At 55.0% G+C, this 14,013-nt stretch carries 18 protein-coding genes; 13 read left to right on the top strand and 5 right to left on the bottom strand.

Annotation, left to right across the window (positions count from 1 at the left end; translation table 11 throughout):
- The 9 genes from DC28_RS04600 to DC28_RS04565 all read left to right on the top strand — a co-directional run.
- Positions 1–984 (top strand): hypothetical protein (locus DC28_RS04600; protein ID WP_238565765.1); only part of this gene is annotated, 984 nt, incomplete at its 5' end.
- Entirely contained in the window at positions 984–1,937 is a 954-nt protein-coding gene (locus DC28_RS04595) for a hypothetical protein (RefSeq protein WP_037546419.1), read from the top strand. The genes DC28_RS04600 and DC28_RS04595, both read left to right, overlap by 1 nt.
- A 516-nt stretch (positions 1,938–2,453) precedes the next feature.
- Positions 2,454–2,579, top strand: coding sequence for a tyrosine-type recombinase/integrase (locus tag DC28_RS16390; RefSeq protein WP_156104579.1), 126 nt, complete (start codon positions 2,454–2,456; stop codon positions 2,577–2,579).
- Positions 2,576–2,767: a hypothetical protein gene (locus DC28_RS16385; protein WP_037546418.1), complete on the top strand. Its 192-nt coding sequence runs from the start codon at positions 2,576–2,578 to the stop codon at positions 2,765–2,767. The genes DC28_RS16390 and DC28_RS16385 overlap by 4 nt, the downstream gene beginning before the upstream one ends.
- Positions 2,768–2,817: 50 nt before the next feature.
- Positions 2,818–3,057 (top strand): antitoxin family protein, encoded by a 240-nt coding sequence (locus DC28_RS04585; RefSeq protein WP_037546416.1) that lies wholly within the window; start codon positions 2,818–2,820, stop codon positions 3,055–3,057.
- On the top strand, positions 3,054–3,464 hold the full coding sequence (locus tag DC28_RS04580) for a type II toxin-antitoxin system VapC family toxin (protein ID WP_037546414.1): 411 nt from the start codon (positions 3,054–3,056) through the stop codon (positions 3,462–3,464). The genes DC28_RS04585 and DC28_RS04580 overlap by 4 nt, the downstream gene beginning before the upstream one ends.
- A 184-nt stretch (positions 3,465–3,648) precedes the next feature.
- The gene (locus DC28_RS16380; RefSeq protein ID WP_156104577.1) at positions 3,649–3,885 is read left to right on the top strand and encodes a hypothetical protein; all 237 of its coding nucleotides are present in this window, start codon (positions 3,649–3,651) and stop codon (positions 3,883–3,885) included.
- A gap of 27 nt (positions 3,886–3,912) precedes the next feature.
- Entirely contained in the window at positions 3,913–4,110 is a 198-nt protein-coding gene (locus tag DC28_RS04570; protein WP_037546410.1) for a hypothetical protein, read from the top strand.
- A 64-nt stretch (positions 4,111–4,174) separates the two neighbouring features.
- Positions 4,175–4,387 (top strand): hypothetical protein, encoded by a 213-nt coding sequence (locus DC28_RS04565; protein WP_037546408.1) that lies wholly within the window; start codon positions 4,175–4,177, stop codon positions 4,385–4,387.
- 348 nt (positions 4,388–4,735) lie between these two features.
- Here the strand turns inward: DC28_RS04565 and DC28_RS04560 are convergent, their stop codons facing one another.
- On the bottom strand, positions 4,736–5,425 hold the full coding sequence (locus tag DC28_RS04560) for a hypothetical protein (RefSeq protein WP_156104576.1): 690 nt from the start codon (positions 5,423–5,425) through the stop codon (positions 4,736–4,738).
- A gap of 14 nt (positions 5,426–5,439) precedes the next feature.
- Between DC28_RS04560 and DC28_RS04555 the strand changes: the two genes are divergently transcribed.
- The gene (locus DC28_RS04555; RefSeq protein WP_052078457.1) at positions 5,440–6,525 is read left to right on the top strand and encodes an NAD(P)-binding domain-containing protein; all 1,086 of its coding nucleotides are present in this window, start codon (positions 5,440–5,442) and stop codon (positions 6,523–6,525) included.
- Positions 6,526–6,570: 45 nt separating this feature from the next.
- Here DC28_RS04555 and DC28_RS15260 read toward each other — a convergent pair whose 3' ends face one another.
- Positions 6,571–7,212 (bottom strand): septal ring lytic transglycosylase RlpA family protein, encoded by a 642-nt coding sequence (locus DC28_RS15260; protein WP_052078456.1) that lies wholly within the window; start codon positions 7,210–7,212, stop codon positions 6,571–6,573.
- A gap of 68 nt (positions 7,213–7,280) precedes the next feature.
- Between DC28_RS15260 and lysS the strand changes: the two genes are divergently transcribed.
- Both lysS and rpiA read left to right on the top strand, forming a co-directional pair.
- Positions 7,281–8,936, top strand: a complete 1,656-nt coding sequence (lysS, locus tag DC28_RS04545) for a lysine--tRNA ligase (RefSeq protein ID WP_037546421.1) — start codon at positions 7,281–7,283, stop codon at positions 8,934–8,936.
- A gap of 122 nt (positions 8,937–9,058) precedes the next feature.
- Positions 9,059–9,796, top strand: a complete 738-nt coding sequence (gene rpiA, locus DC28_RS04540) for a ribose 5-phosphate isomerase A (protein ID WP_037546405.1) — start codon at positions 9,059–9,061, stop codon at positions 9,794–9,796.
- Between the two features lie 276 nt (positions 9,797–10,072).
- Here the strand turns inward: rpiA and DC28_RS04535 are convergent, their stop codons facing one another.
- The 3 genes from DC28_RS04535 to era all read right to left on the bottom strand — a co-directional run bounded on the left by DC28_RS04535 (position 10,073) and on the right by era (position 13,197).
- Complete coding sequence (locus DC28_RS04535) at positions 10,073–10,951, bottom strand: hypothetical protein (protein WP_037546403.1); 879 nt, start codon at positions 10,949–10,951, stop codon at positions 10,073–10,075.
- A gap of 368 nt (positions 10,952–11,319) precedes the next feature.
- Positions 11,320–11,895, bottom strand: coding sequence for a rubrerythrin (rbr, locus tag DC28_RS04530; protein ID WP_037546401.1), 576 nt, complete (start codon positions 11,893–11,895; stop codon positions 11,320–11,322).
- Positions 11,896–12,321: 426 nt separating this feature from the next.
- A complete protein-coding gene (gene era / locus DC28_RS04525; RefSeq protein WP_037546398.1) occupies positions 12,322–13,197 on the bottom strand; it encodes a GTPase Era in 876 nt (291 codons plus the stop codon).
- Between the two features lie 62 nt (positions 13,198–13,259).
- Here era and DC28_RS04520 point away from each other — a divergent pair, with 62 nt between their 5' ends.
- A complete protein-coding gene (locus DC28_RS04520) occupies positions 13,260–13,853 on the top strand; it encodes an ATP-dependent Clp protease proteolytic subunit (RefSeq protein WP_037546397.1) in 594 nt (197 codons plus the stop codon).
- Positions 13,854–14,013: the final 160 nt, after the last annotated feature.

The following is a 14,013-nucleotide window of genomic DNA, read 5'->3' as shown; positions in this document are numbered from 1 at the left end:
GAAAGCCAGGCGTATCATACCCCCGCTGGAACGGTTGCCGGGGGGCAGGTGATTAAGTTCAGTGGGTTTTCGAGTATTAGAAGCAGCGAAAATGTGAAGGATCGAGTTGCGTATGAATATCCTATGATCTATAACGATGAGTGGCATGGGGCTGTTGATACTCCGCGAGGGTTCCAAGAAAAGATGGAAAGTCAGAAAGCTTCATTCCTTGAGTGGTATAGTCCCGTAGGAATGAACAAACCAGCACCGACAGGACTTGCAAATGAATTCATTCAGCAGCTAGAAACCTGGAACCAGACCACAGCTCCAGACGGCGAATGGCGGTATTATGTGCCGGGAAGCTGGATGACCTTTCCGACTGATGTACATGAGCTTAGTACACATCCATATTTGCCTGGAATTGGATTAACCGCTTCCGATGTTGCTCGTAATGGCGAAATGGCTATTAGTCAGACCGAAAAAGATGCAATTGCCGGGCAATTAACCCCGAGTTTATGGGCAGGATTAATGGCCGGAGTTGATTGTATTGGTCTTGCCCAGCGTTCCTATGAATATACTAAAAATCCGTATATCTGGAGAGAACTTGGAACCACGGGGTCAGGACGGGCATATCCAAGAGCTGATCTTGATAAATCGGTGCATCCCACCGGTGGAACCTGGGAGGTTTATTCGGAGTTGATTGTAGGTAAGACAAGTCCAGCGGATATTGTTGATGACAGTCTCTTTCAACTTGTGAAACCCGGTGACATCCTGTACACAAGACTCAATAATGGCAGTGGGAGACACATCGCTATTGTGCAGAGTGTGGAGCGGAACCCTGATGGAAGCGTGAGTGCAGGGAATATCCAGCTGATTGAGGCAACATACCGAGATTCGATTGCGTATGTAGTGAATCCGGGTATTCAAGGTGCATCCAGAACACTTGTGGAATACTCAAGCGACACCTGGCGAATTGTGCGGTTAAAAAAGGCTGAGGTATACTAATGAAACAAATAAAAAAAGCTTGTGTAGGGTTTATCCTTTTCATGATTTTGGCACATATGGTTTTCGCACTAGATCCCGTAAAGTTTGAGGAAATCAGTAGATTTCCGAATGGAAGTGGTGAAGGTGAGTTTCGCTTTCACGAGTTTGAGGGGATGGGGTCGAATCCGTCTTCGCCTGTCGGACTTGTATATGTCGATGAGGGTTTTTATATTACCGACAATGTAAATCAACGGGTTGTTTGGATTAAGGATGACGGTGCGTGGCATGTGATATTGACCGGGATTGATCGGGAAAAATTAATCGCTACACCGGAGTATCTTTTCTTCTTTGGTTATCCGGGAAGGTATCAGGTGTATGAGTTGAAGGCAGGACATCTTTTAAGTGACGATACATTTCTAAATAGATTTGAAGATGCCAGTTTTTATAATCGCGCCATCATCGCAGGTGACATGTTAGTGATTCAACCCTACGGCGGAGGATCCGAACCCCGATACTTTGGTTTTCACATAACTGAGGACTTCGACGGCACAATATCCATGATGAATCCGGAAGAAACGATTCGGTTTCTAAAAGAAGACTACGAAGGAACCGAAGAGTTTACCGTCGATGAGGATGGGTACATATTCTGGAACAGAAGGCTTGTAGCGCCGTATGGGTATTCTTATGCTCGCTACCACTGGAATACGACTCGACCAACAACCGAATGGCAGGCGACGATTCTGTTTTCACAGTTTATCGGGTGGGATCAAAATGGTAACACATACTGGAATGATCACAGAAGGATCAGTGTTTTGAGTCCGGGCGGTGAATCCGTTGCCTTTTTCGAAGCCACGAATTTGGCCGAATCTGCACGATCTCAATTCACCGTCACCCCCGAAGGAACCCTGTATGTCCTATCCTACAATCGGGACCACGATGAGTTTGAACTCATGAAACTTGAACGCTTCTGGTAGCCGGGGCGCCACATCGAGTAACACTGCCCCGACCGCACCTAATCATCCCACAGAAGGCCCCCGTTTAACATATGAGCGATCTAGGCGCGAATCAGGTTCAGGCGACTATTCTGCGATTTCTATATCTTCGAACACAGTCCGCCGAACCCAAGCACAGCCCTCATTGATGCTCATCGAATCGCGTCAAATCGTGGCTGCGGGCTTAAACCGAAAATGCGGTATACGCACTCGGCGTCCGTGCCGGCGGTTCGCTCCGGCCTGCAGGCCTGCGCCCAACAACGCATTTGCAGTTCACTGGGGATGCGGCGGGCCACGGAGCAGCGCACCGATGGAGCGGTTTGCGCCGTAGCAGCTGAGTGAAATTCTTCGATTTTCCCAGAAACGGCGAACCAGCAGGAAAGTGCCTTATACAAGCGATTTCCACAATCCGCACCCCCAATTCATTGGAATAAGATTTCTGCCCATTTACGGTACAAAAGGGGCAGATATCCTTATGTATTATGCTGAGCCCGTACGATCCGGTATTCGACGGCAACCCACCTGTTAAGCCGGGGCGCGGACCTTCGGATTGTACAGGAACTGTTAGGCCACAGCTCAATTGAAACCACGGGGGCTATACCTGGGAACGGACCGAAAACTTGAAACGAATCTACAAGAGCTACCACACCATGGAAAACCACGAGTACCGGGAGGTGGACGGGGAGTACTTGGTACAAATAGAGAGGTTCATCACGCGGCTTGAGGAAAACAATACAAAGCGGGAAATCATGCAGAAGAATAGGGACCGAAATGACCGGAATCGGAAGGGTAAATCGAGGAAAGACGGATGAATCGAAAGACAAAAGTAGGTATACTAATCATAGAGAAAAGGAAGATTACTATGACCCAGACCATAGAATTGATTTATGACGGGACCGTGCTTCGCCCGGTGGGACCGGTAAACTTAGAGAAGGGGAAACATTACCGTGCCCAGATTAATGCGGATGAAGAGCTGGAACCCAATGATCCGTGGGATACGATAGCAATGTTGGCCGGTAGTGTGGAAGGTCCTGAGGATTTGGCGAGGGAACACGACCACTATCTGTACGGGATTCCGAAGCGGGGATCCGACAATCAATGAACGCGGCGCGGGTATTTCTGGATACGGCATACATCCAGGCCTTACTCAATAGGAACGACGGTTATCACGAAAAGGCCATGGCCTTGTTGCCGGAATTACGCAAGACGAAGGAAATTTGGACTACCGAGGCAGTACTTACAGAGGTAGGAAACACCTTTTCCCGGAGTGGTAGAGAAACCGCTGTTGGTTATATTACCAGTTGCTACCAAGCTGATAACATTACAGTCGTTCCGGTGAGCGCCGCATTATTTTCTCAAGGGCTATCGTGGTTTTCGCGGCATCAAGATAAGGAATGGGGATTGACCGACTGCATTTCAATGGTGGTGATGAACCAGCAAAAACTGACCGTTGCCTTTACCGCTGATCATCATTTCGAGCAAGCTGGTTTTGAGATTGTATTGAAGTAGAACAGTGACCGCGGTAAAAACACACACCCCAAACCAAGAGCCAACCCGATATTCCTTCTCATTCGCCGGAGAAGCCCACTATGGTGCGAAAGATTTTTCTGCAGGTAGGAGCGTCATAGACGAAAAAGCCCTGTGGCGGGCGAACTTGTACATCTCTGAACAATCATCTGATGATAATCCTGTGGTGGATTGGAACAATGAGAATCCCTGGGATGCCCATCCTGATTACAAAACGAACCCTGAATCCGCGCCCTGGTGGTGGAACGAAAGCTACGGTGTGAATGACTGGCAGGAAAGCCAGGCGTACCATACCCCTGCTGGTACGGTTGCCGGTGAGCAGGTGATTAAGTTTAGTGGGTTTTCGAGTATCCTTGGTGCGGGAAGTTCGGACCGAGTGGCCTATGAGTACCCGATAACCTAAAGATCCCCTGAGAAGTGGTATGGGGCAGTGGATACACCGATTGAATTCCAGCAGCAGATGGAGAGCCAGCGGGATGCGATAGGTGAGTGGTTAGGGGAGTACTTGGCACGAATCGAGTGGTTCATTACACGGCTTGAGGAAAACAATACAAAACGGGAGATAATGCTGAAGAATAGGGACCGATATGACCGGAATCGGAAGGGTGCACCGAGGAAAGACGGATGAATCGAAAAGCAATAGTAGGTATACTTGATTTACAAGGAACTCGTTCGGTGAAGAAGGGGGGAATATGAGTCTGGAATCGATACTCCAAGAAGTAGAACAGCTATCTGAAAACGAAAAGCATGCAGTTTTGGAGGTCCTGCAAGAACATTTTGCCGAAGAATACATCTCCTTAAGCAAAGCGGAACGGCAGATGATCCGATCTCGACTGGAACACTTCCAAAATCATCCGGAGACGGGAATCAGCCTGGAACAAATGAAACAGCGCCATGGACTGTAGGAACCATGGCATATCGCATTGTATTTCTTGAGGAAACCGACCAAGATATTGCCGAGGCGATTAACTGGTACCGGGCTCTGGAGCCAGGACTTGAACAACGATTTAAGGCCGACTAACGCAAGTATTTCCGATTCTGCAGGAAAACCCCTATGCATTCCAAGAGGTATCAGCAGGCATTCGGATAGCGTTGACCAATCGATTTAAGTTTCGGGTGGTATATGGAAATCCGGGATGGTGTAGTGGTGATTGTTGCAATAATGCATCCGGAACGCGCCGCTATATCTGGTGTCGTTTACAACCTTTTGCGCACTACAAAACGAAAACAATCGGGAGCCCGTACACCCCGGTCTATGCCCGGTCCTCGGAGCCCCGCTGATCATCAAAGCCCAGGGGCAGTCGGCAATGCCGGCTGATGGACCAGGCCCATTGTTCCATTTGTTTATTACTCTGGCTTTCTATGACGACCCGGCCTTGGTGAATGTGCTCGAAGGAAAGGCTGTAGATGGTCTTTTGGACCATCCGGCCCCAGAGGCCCCGGGGTCTGGGGTCCTGTTCGGGAATGCCCAGGCCGGAATTGATTACACCATCCGGACCGCCGGGGATGTTGGGGGCTGAAGAGCCCGGCGCTGACGGCGAGTCCGGACCGGCGGGTGTGCGGCGTGGGTGGTCGGAACCCGGGCCGCCGGCTGATCCACCCGGAGGAACGGGCAGGGCCATGCGACCCTTGTAGAAGCGGTGCAGGGTAAAATTTTCGATCTCCGAGAGGGAGAAGCGGACTTTTCTGGTCAGGGGGGCGATGCCGTAGCGATGGATGATCTCGCCCTGTTGGGGGTTGAAGGTCCAGTGTTCGGTGTACAGACCGCCTAAGAGACTTACGGCCGTGAGAATCACCGGCAACACCTCAAGCCGGCGGTTTAGGATCATGGCGGAGATGAGCAGACCCGCAAGAACGTAGAGGGTCAGGCGGAAGAGCAGGGGAAAGTGCAGATGAAGGTTGCCGTCCCGGCCCTTGGAGAGTTTTAGTTTTAATTCAAACATGGTAGAACAGTACCATGGTTTCATACGATGCGGAAGTAATACTCATTGGTGCAGGTCCGGTAGGAATCGAGGTGGCGGGGGTGCTTCATCGCGCCGGGGTGGACTACATCCACTTGGAGGCGGGGCAGATCGGCCAGACCCTCATGGCCTGGCCCCGGAACACCCAGTTTTTCAGCTCCCCGGAATGGGTAGCCCTGTCCGGCATTCCGATTCAGACCGCCAGCCAGGGAATGATAACCGGGGAAGAGTACCTGGCGTACATGCGTGCGGTGGTGGAGACCCTGGGCCTGCGGATCCACACCTACCAGCAGGTGACCCGTCTGGAGCAGTTGAAGCCGGGCTTCCGGGTAACCACCCAGAGCCGCCGGGGCCAGGACGTATACCAGGCCCGGTACGTCATCCTCGCCCAGGGGGATATGTCCCTCCCCAACGAGCTTGCCGTGCCCGGGGAGGATCTGCCCCATGTGACCCATCTCTTCAATGACCCCCACCAGTACTTCCAGCAGCGGCTGCTCATCGTCGGCGGGCGGAACTCAGCCTTGGAAGCGGCCCTGCGCTGCTGGCGGGCGGGGGCCAAGGTCTCCATGAGCTACCGCGGCCCGGAATTCGACAAAAATACCGTTATCAGCCGTCTACATCTGGAAATCCAGCTGCTCATCCTCTCGGGGCAGATCCAATTCTACCCCCAAACCCAGGTCAAGGAAATAACCCCGGAGTATACGGTGTTGAAGGATCTTCAGGGTGATTCTACTGCCGTCCGCCAGGTTGCATCGGACTTTGTATACCTTGCCACGGGCTTTAAACCCGATCAAAGCCTCTTTACCCAGGCAGGCTGCACCTTCCAGCCCCCGAATAACGCACCTTCCCTAAACCCTGAAACCATGGAAACCTCGGTTCCCGGGCTCTACGCTGCCGGAACCGCCACGGCAGGTAACCAGAACCGCTACCGGGTCTACATTGCCACCTGCCACAATCACGGAACCAAAATTCTCCGGGCCATCCGCCCCGACCTGGCCCGCACCTACGGCTACGAGTTAGACAACTGGGTGGGCAACACCCCCAGCCGGGACTACCCCGTTCATCCCGAGGAGCTGGAATAGCCGGCTCTCTACCTGCCAGTTTAACTGGGGTTAAGCTGCCCCGGGTTACTCACCCTCCGGGGATTCTGACGGTTGCAGCTGGCGAAGAAAGGCATCGGAAAAGCCCAGGCCGGCTGCCGCAGCGATGACAGTCTCGGCTTGCTCCTTGGCATCCAGGGGAACCAGGACCCGGAAGAGTCCGGAGGCCTCGGCGATAACCGGTACCAGGGCAAGGGGCTTCAGGTCGGCGTGGGTGCTCAGGGAGGATATCACCTGGGCTGCCCGGTGGCGGGATTGGTAGGAGGCTACCTGGACGGCGAACGCTGGGGGTGCTTCCGGACCGCCCAGGGGTTCCAAGAGCACCCGGGTAACCCCGCGGTGAACCAGGTCCAGTTCCTGGGCTGCCCGGTAGGACAGGTCGATGACCCGGCCTTCCACGAAGGGGCCGCGGTCGGTAATGGTTACCTCCACGCTGCGGCCGGTATTGAGGTCGGTGACCAGGACACGGGTGCCGAAGGGCAGGGTTTTGTGGGCCGCGGTGAGCTGGTGCATATCGTAGGGCTGGCCGCTGGCGGTGGGACGGCCGTGGAAATCTTCGCCATACCAGCTTGCGCCGCCGGTCAGCTGGTGGGGATCCGCCCCAAAGGATGGCGCGGGCGTTAGAATCACCCCGAAAAAAACAAGAAAAACCACAAGTATCTGCTTCATGGTCTGTGTATCGGCGGAAAGTCCGGCGGATTGAAGTTCCGGGCCTCATTATTATATACTTCCGGGCTATGAGTACAAACCAGTCGACCCATTGGGCAGATATTAACGCCGACAAGATTTTGCGGACCCGCCAGGCGTCCTCGGATGACAGGGGCAATCAGAATCATCAGTTCGTGTGCGCTTCGGGGATAACCCCCTCGGGGACGGTGCATATTGGTAATTTCCGGGAGATCATGAGCGTGGATCTGGTGGTCCGCGCCCTGGCCGATAAAGGCGCCAAGGTTCGCTTTATTTATTCCTGGGATGATTATGATGTCTTCCGCAAGGTTCCCAAAAATATGCCCAATCCCGAGGAGCTGGAGAAGTATCTGCGCTGGCCCATAACCATGGTGCCCGATCCCCACGGCAAGGAAGAGAGTTACGCCAGAGCGAATGAGCGGGCGGTGGAGGAGCTTCTGGTGCAGGTGGGAATTCAGCCCGAGTACATCTACCAGGCCTCGAAGTACCGGGCCGGGGATTACGCCCAGGGCATCCGTACCGCCCTGGAGCACCGCGATACGATCCGGGGGATCCTGGATCAGTACCGGTCCCAGCCCCTGCCCGAGGATTGGTGGCCGGTTTCGGTATTCAGTAGCTTTACTCACAAGGATACCACCACCGTTCTTGCCTGGGACGGTGAATGGGGGCTGACCTACCGCTGCGATGAGACCGGCAAGGAGGAGACCCTGGATCTGCGGAGCACCTCCAATGCCAAGCTGCCTTGGCGGGTGGATTGGCCCATGCGCTGGGCCTATGAGGGGGTTGATTTTGAGCCGGCTGGGAAGGATCACCACAGCGAGGGGGGCAGTTTTGATACCTCCAAGCAGATCTGCAAGGCGGTGTACGGGGTCGATGCTCCGGTTACCTTCCAATACGATTTCATCTCCATTAAGGGCCGGGGGGGCAAGATTTCCAGCTCCTCCGGAGAGGTTATCAGCCTGGATGATGTTTTGGAGGTGTATACCCCCCAGGTAACCCGGTATCTCTTTGCCGGGACGCGGCCGAATACCGAGTTTGCCATCAGCTTCGATCTGGATGTGATCAAGATCTACGAGGATTACGACCGCTGCGAACGGATCTACTTCGGCATCGACCAGGTGAACGAGAAGAAGGCCGCCAAGGAGCGGCGGATTTACGAGCTGTCCCAGGTGCACGGGCCAATGGAGAGTCAGCCCTTCCAGCTGCCCTTCCGGCACCTCTGCAATCTGCTTTTAATCATGAACGGTGATATCGACCGGGCCATCCGGGCCTTTGAGGAGGTTCCGGCTCTGGAATCCCAGGGTGCCCTGGGGGAGCAGTGGTGGGCCCAGGCCCGGCAGCGGGCGGCCTGCGCCTGGCGTTGGCTGCATAGTTTTGCCCCGGAGGATTTTGTATTTACCCTCCGAGAGCCCCAGGACGGGCCGGCGGATCTATCAGCCTGGGAGGGCGCGCCCCCCGAGGCGATTAGCCGTGCCGCCCTGAAGGCCCTGGCTGACTTGGTTTCCCGGGGGATCTCCCAGTACAGCGATAAGGAGCTCCAGGATGCCATGTACGGTCTGAGCCGCGAGGCTGGGATTGAGCCCAAGGACTTTTTTACGGTGATGTATCAGGTGCTTATCGGGCGCCAGAAGGGGCCGCGGCTGGCGGGGTTCCTGAAGACCCTCGGTCAGGAGCGTGTTGCCGCCATCCTGGCCTTGTATCTCTAGGATAGTGCGCAAAACATTGTAACTTTTGCCATCGGCGGCGCTCTCCCTGGGGTAGGCCGTCAGGCGTCACCGCAATATCTGGTGTAGTTTACAACCTTTTGCGCACTCAGGAAGGAAGGATCATGAATTCAGCAGAATTAAAGAAGCTTGTGGGAACCACCGTGGTAGACCAAGAGGTTAAAAGCGGGATGCGTCTGGGTATGGGCACGGGTAGTACAGCCCTGTGGGCCATGCGGCGGATCGCTGAACTGCTCGCCGATGGGACCCTGAAGGATCTGTATATCGTCCCTACCAGTTTTCAGACTAAGATCGAATTGGAAACCCTGGGGTTTAAGACCTGCAGCCTCAACGACCCCGAGGTGGACGGCCGCATCGATCTGGCCATTGACGGAGCCGACGAGGTGGATCCGGATTTCCGGCTCATTAAGGGCGGCGGAGCTGCCCACACCCAGGAAAAACTGGTGGAGTACCAGGCCGAGCGCTATGTCATTATTGTGGACGAATCAAAGCTGGTGGAGAATCTGGGGCTTAATTTCCTCCTGCCCCTGGAGGTCATCCCCGAAGCCCGCCGAGTGGTGACCCAAAAACTCCAGGCTCTGGGGGCTCAGGTTGAACTCCGGGCTGCAGCCAAGAAGGCAGGACCGGTCATTACCGATAACGGCAACCTCATCTTGGATGCCCGGTTCCCCCAAGGCATAGCCCAGACCATGAACATGCCCCTTCCCCAGTGCGAGGCCCTCCTGCGCTCCTTCGTGGGCGTATTGGAGATTGGATTGTTCACCCGCCAGGTAGATGCGGTGTATGTAGGCCGTGCCCAGGGGGGTGTGGATGTGTTAACCCCCCGGGAGCAGCGTGGTTAGGTAGGGGCGTACTTGGATAGGCTCGGGGGGGAAGGTCGATGTGCTTACACCCCGGGATGAACGAGGTTCGAAATGTTTCACTGATATATCAGCCCGGGGGAACTGGCAGATGTCCTTACGCCCCGGGAGGGGAAGCAAGTAGGTAGTGCGCAAAAGGTTGTACCATTGCACCCCGGGGACACAACCCATGGGTGGGATTATAGCCTGCTCCGCTATATCTGGTGTCGTTTACAACCTTTTGCGCACTATGAAAACCATCCCCCGGGAGAAGCCCGGCTAGAGCCGCGCTCCCAGGGTAAGTGCCAGGGTTGCCAGATTGTTCATAGTGAATTTCTCGATACTCTGGGTCCAGAACTGGTCGGGATACTGGCTGGTTCCCCGGGATGTTCCCCCCAGGAACCGGAGATTCACGAAGGCTTCTCCAAGATCCTTTACGGGATAGCTCGCCCGCAGGCTCGCATCCAGGAGCGATCCCTCAAAATCAAAGTCCGCACCGTTAATGAAGGCCGAGCCTGCATAAATCCCCACTACATCCAGACTCAATCCAAATCCCGATGCAAATCTGTATCCGGCATAGAGGTTCAAGGCCGGTACCAGGCCGAGATTCTGGCTCACCGTCAACTGGCCGGCGGCAGTCGTTCCGGCTGCGGCTTCTAGGTTTTGAAAGCGTATGCTGGCATTGCGAAGCTGTAGACTGATTCCCGCCGAAAGATCAAGGCGCGGATCTGCAATAAAGTCGTACCACCAGCTCAGGCGGTAAAAGGGGAAGCTATAGGTGAGCTGCATGGGCGAGCCTTGGGCGAAGGTTATGCCGTCCACCGTAACATCCTCCCGGAAGCGCACATTGGTGACTACCTCCAAGGGTTGGTAGAGTACCTGTATCCGGTTGCGAGTCCCCAGTTCTAGTCCCGCGGCAAGGCGCTGGAAGGGCAGGAGCAGCTCCTGACCGCCCTGGGTTAGGTAGTTAAACTCGGTTCCGTCCTGTCCGACCTGGATGACGTGATGCAAGATCTTTACAGCCCCCAGTTCCGCCTCGGCATAGATGCTGACCGGCGGTGTGTCCGGTGCCGGCGGCGCTTCGCCGAAGAGTCCCGAAATGGCTGCTGCCAGGAAGGCCAACATGAAAAGCCCTGTTTTACTGGTTTGTTTGTTCATTGTATACCTCACTATGTGGTAAGATACACAAAACGTGGTTAAAAGAAAAGAAAAATTATCCTAGTGCGCAAAAGGTTGTAAACTACACCAGATAAAGCGGTGACGCCTGGTGGCCTGCCCCAGGGACAGCGCCGCCGAAGGGAAAAGTTACAACCTTTTGCGCACTATGAAAAAACACCCCCGGGGCACAATCCCGGGGGCCTAGCTATTCCCGGCAGCCGCTGGTACCGGCCGTCGGGGCAATGGAATGCAAAGCGGTTGTCCTATCCGAGGAGCTTCCAACGTCACGAGCCGCCCTGGCATTGGAAGGTTTCCGGCAGCAGGTATTCCAGGCTGCCGGATAGTGGAAGTTCTTACGGGAACGGACGTTACCAGTTCTCGCGGATTAGTTCAAAATAGGCTTGGGGATGGGCGCAGGCCGGGCACTTGGCCGGGGGCTGCTCACCCTCGAAAATGTAACCGCAGTTCAGGCAGGACCACATGACCTTTTCCTTGCGCTTGAACACCTCACCGTCCAGGATGTTTTGACGCAGTTTATTGTAGCGCTTCTCATGCTGGCGTTCGGCCACCCGGACAGCCTCGAAACAGGCTGCGATCTGGGAGAAGCCTTCCTGCCGGGCGGTTTCGGCGTATTCCTTATACATCTCCGTCCACTCGTGGTTCTCGCCCATTGCCGCTTCTTCCAGGTTTTCGGCGGTGCTTTTAATCTCTCCCGCAGGAAAGGCCGCAACGATCTCAACCTCGCCCCCCTCCAGGAAGGAGAAGAAGCGCTTGGCATGTTCCTTTTCCTGGTTGGCCGTTTCTTCGAAGATCTCGGCGATCTGCACGTAGCCCTCTTTCCGGGCCTGGCTTGCAAAATAGGTATACCGGTTTCGTGCCTGGCTTTCTCCGGCGAAAGCCGTCAGCAGGTTCTTCTCGGTCTGGGTACCTTTGACACTATTCATGGCGTGAGCCTCCTTATATATGTCGTGATTTCTGGTTGTTCTATTCTATTCCTAATAAGGGTATGGTGCAAGGAGATTCTAATGCCCGGGCATCCCGGGGCTGTCGGGGCGGACACCGGGTTCCCTTTGAACCAAGGCGGCACCTGCGGGCCCTCCTTCCTTAGTGCGCAAAAGGTTGTAAATAACACCGGATATAGCGGAACAACCCGCGGGTCGGCCCCAGGGGTAGCGCAGGAGGTAGGCAATGTTACAGTCTTTTGCGCACTACCCTCACGCTTCTCCGGTGCATAGAACTGGAGAAGCCAGGCGCGGTTCTTGTGCCAAGACCCGCTCATTATGGTGACATATCTTGCCGAGAGGCGCCTGAAAACGGGATGGATGGTAGCGGAATTTACTGGAGGGCTCTGTCCGGCAGCGGGATGGATGTTACCGGATCAGCCGGCGGAGCAGGGCATCCTTGTTGCGCCACTTGGGACTAGCCTTCACCCGCAGATCAAGATGGATTTTTTGGGGAAAGAGCCGGGCGATTTCTTTTTGCGCGGTCTGGCGGATGGCCTTTATCTGGGTTCCGCCCTTGCCGACCACGATGCCTTTCTGACTCTCCCGTTCTACCACGATAAATGCCCGGATCCACAGCAGGTTGGTATCCGGATCCTCCTCCAGGTCTGCGACTTCAACGTAGAGACTGTGGGGAATCTCATCGCGGTTCCGGAGCATGGCCTGCTCCCGGATGATCTCGCTGATGCGGAAGCTGGGATCTTGATCGGTGTAGTACTCCTCGGGGTACATGGGGTCGCCTTCCGGAGCGGATTCGAACAGCAGATCCTTTAGGGCCTCTATGCCCTGACCGGTGGCGGCTGAGATGGAGAGGCCGGGGGCGTTGGAATCCCTGAAGGTAGCAAAAAAGTCCTCCCAACCCGGGGCGGGGGGGGCATCGCTCTTATTGAGAACGGTTATAACAGGATGGTCTTCCTGGGTCAGCAGCTGGGCAAGGGCCTGCTCTTCCTGCCCGGGGGAGCGGGTGGCATCTATGACGTAGAGCACCATGTCCGTTTCCTCCAGGGCGCCGGAAACCAGGTCGCGCATGTGCAGGTTGAACTTCCGCTGGGAATCGTGGAAGCCCGGGGTATCCACGAAGACGAGTTGTCCCCGGGATTCGGTCAAGATTCCCCGCACCTTGTTGCGGGTTGTCTGGGGCAGTGGGGTGACAATGGAGATTTTTTCTCCACAGAGGGTGTTCAGCAGGGTGGATTTTCCTGCGGAGGGCCGCCCGACAATGGCGACGAAGGCTGATTTACTCATTCCCTTTGCATACTCCTTCAATTTTCCGTATATTATAGCAGAAACAAGCCGTTGGAGTTTATATGCGATTAGAAGAAGAACAGAAAGAAGATCAAAAGAAGGACGAGCAGGGTGCGGATGGCAATTTGATGCTGAAGATGATGAAAACCCGCTCCATTCTGCTGTCCGGCGAGATAAATAAAGACCTGGCAGAACGGGTTATCCGCAGCTTACTGCTCCTTGAGGCGGACGGTGATGAGCCGATCCGGCTCTTCATCGATAGTCCCGGGGGCGATGCCGATGCGGGGTATGCCATTTTTGATATGATTCGATTCATAAACGCCCCAGTGTATACCATCGGGATGGGTCTGGTTGCCAGCGCCGGGGCTCTGGTGCTCCTGGCGGCGCCCAAGGACCGCCGGATCGGGCTGCCGAACAGCCATTACCTGATCCATCAGCCCCTGAGCGGGATCCGCGGGGTTGCTACGGAGATCGAGATCCACGCGAAGGAGATTGAGAAGCTAAAGGTGAAGATTAACCAGCTCATCTCCGAGGAGACCGGCAAGGATCTGTCCCAGGTGGAGAAGGATACCGACCGGGATTTTTGGATGAGCGCCCCCGAGGCCCTGGATTACGGGTTGCTTTCCAAGGTGGTAACAAACCGGAAGGAATTCTAACCGAAACGTTCTGATTACCCATCTCGCATACCTCCGAGATGATTCGAATGTTTGATGCCGAGGCTGTTGGTTCTTAAACTGGCAGTCTTTTCATAGTGCGCAAAAGCTTGTAACTTTTTTGTGCCTCAGAAACCCCCAGAGCACACCCGCCTCATCACGC

The organism is Spirochaeta lutea, from assembly GCF_000758165.1.
Lineage (GTDB): Bacteria > Spirochaetota > Spirochaetia > DSM-27196 > Salinispiraceae > Spirochaeta_D > Spirochaeta_D lutea.
This window is presented reverse-complemented; position numbering and strand designations above follow the sequence as displayed.

Coding starts and splice junctions, on each gene's coding strand:
- DC28_RS04595 (WP_037546419.1), top strand. CDS start 984: ATGAAACAAATAAAAAAAGCTTGTGTAGGGTTTATCCTTTTCATGATT.
- DC28_RS04585 (WP_037546416.1), top strand. CDS start 2,818: ATGACCCAGACCATAGAATTGATTTATGACGGGACCGTGCTTCGCCCG.
- DC28_RS04580 (WP_037546414.1), top strand. CDS start 3,054: ATGAACGCGGCGCGGGTATTTCTGGATACGGCATACATCCAGGCCTTA.
- DC28_RS04565 (WP_037546408.1), top strand. CDS start 4,175: ATGAGTCTGGAATCGATACTCCAAGAAGTAGAACAGCTATCTGAAAAC.
- DC28_RS04560 (WP_156104576.1), bottom strand. CDS start 5,425: ATGTTTGAATTAAAACTAAAACTCTCCAAGGGCCGGGACGGCAACCTT.
- DC28_RS04555 (WP_052078457.1), top strand. CDS start 5,440: ATGGTTTCATACGATGCGGAAGTAATACTCATTGGTGCAGGTCCGGTA.
- DC28_RS15260 (WP_052078456.1), bottom strand. CDS start 7,212: ATGAAGCAGATACTTGTGGTTTTTCTTGTTTTTTTCGGGGTGATTCTA.
- lysS (WP_037546421.1), top strand. CDS start 7,281: ATGAGTACAAACCAGTCGACCCATTGGGCAGATATTAACGCCGACAAG.
- rpiA (WP_037546405.1), top strand. CDS start 9,059: ATGAATTCAGCAGAATTAAAGAAGCTTGTGGGAACCACCGTGGTAGAC.
- DC28_RS04535 (WP_037546403.1), bottom strand. CDS start 10,951: ATGAACAAACAAACCAGTAAAACAGGGCTTTTCATGTTGGCCTTCCTG.
- rbr (WP_037546401.1), bottom strand. CDS start 11,895: ATGAATAGTGTCAAAGGTACCCAGACCGAGAAGAACCTGCTGACGGCT.
- era (WP_037546398.1), bottom strand. CDS start 13,197: ATGAGTAAATCAGCCTTCGTCGCCATTGTCGGGCGGCCCTCCGCAGGA.
- DC28_RS04520 (WP_037546397.1), top strand. CDS start 13,260: ATGCGATTAGAAGAAGAACAGAAAGAAGATCAAAAGAAGGACGAGCAG.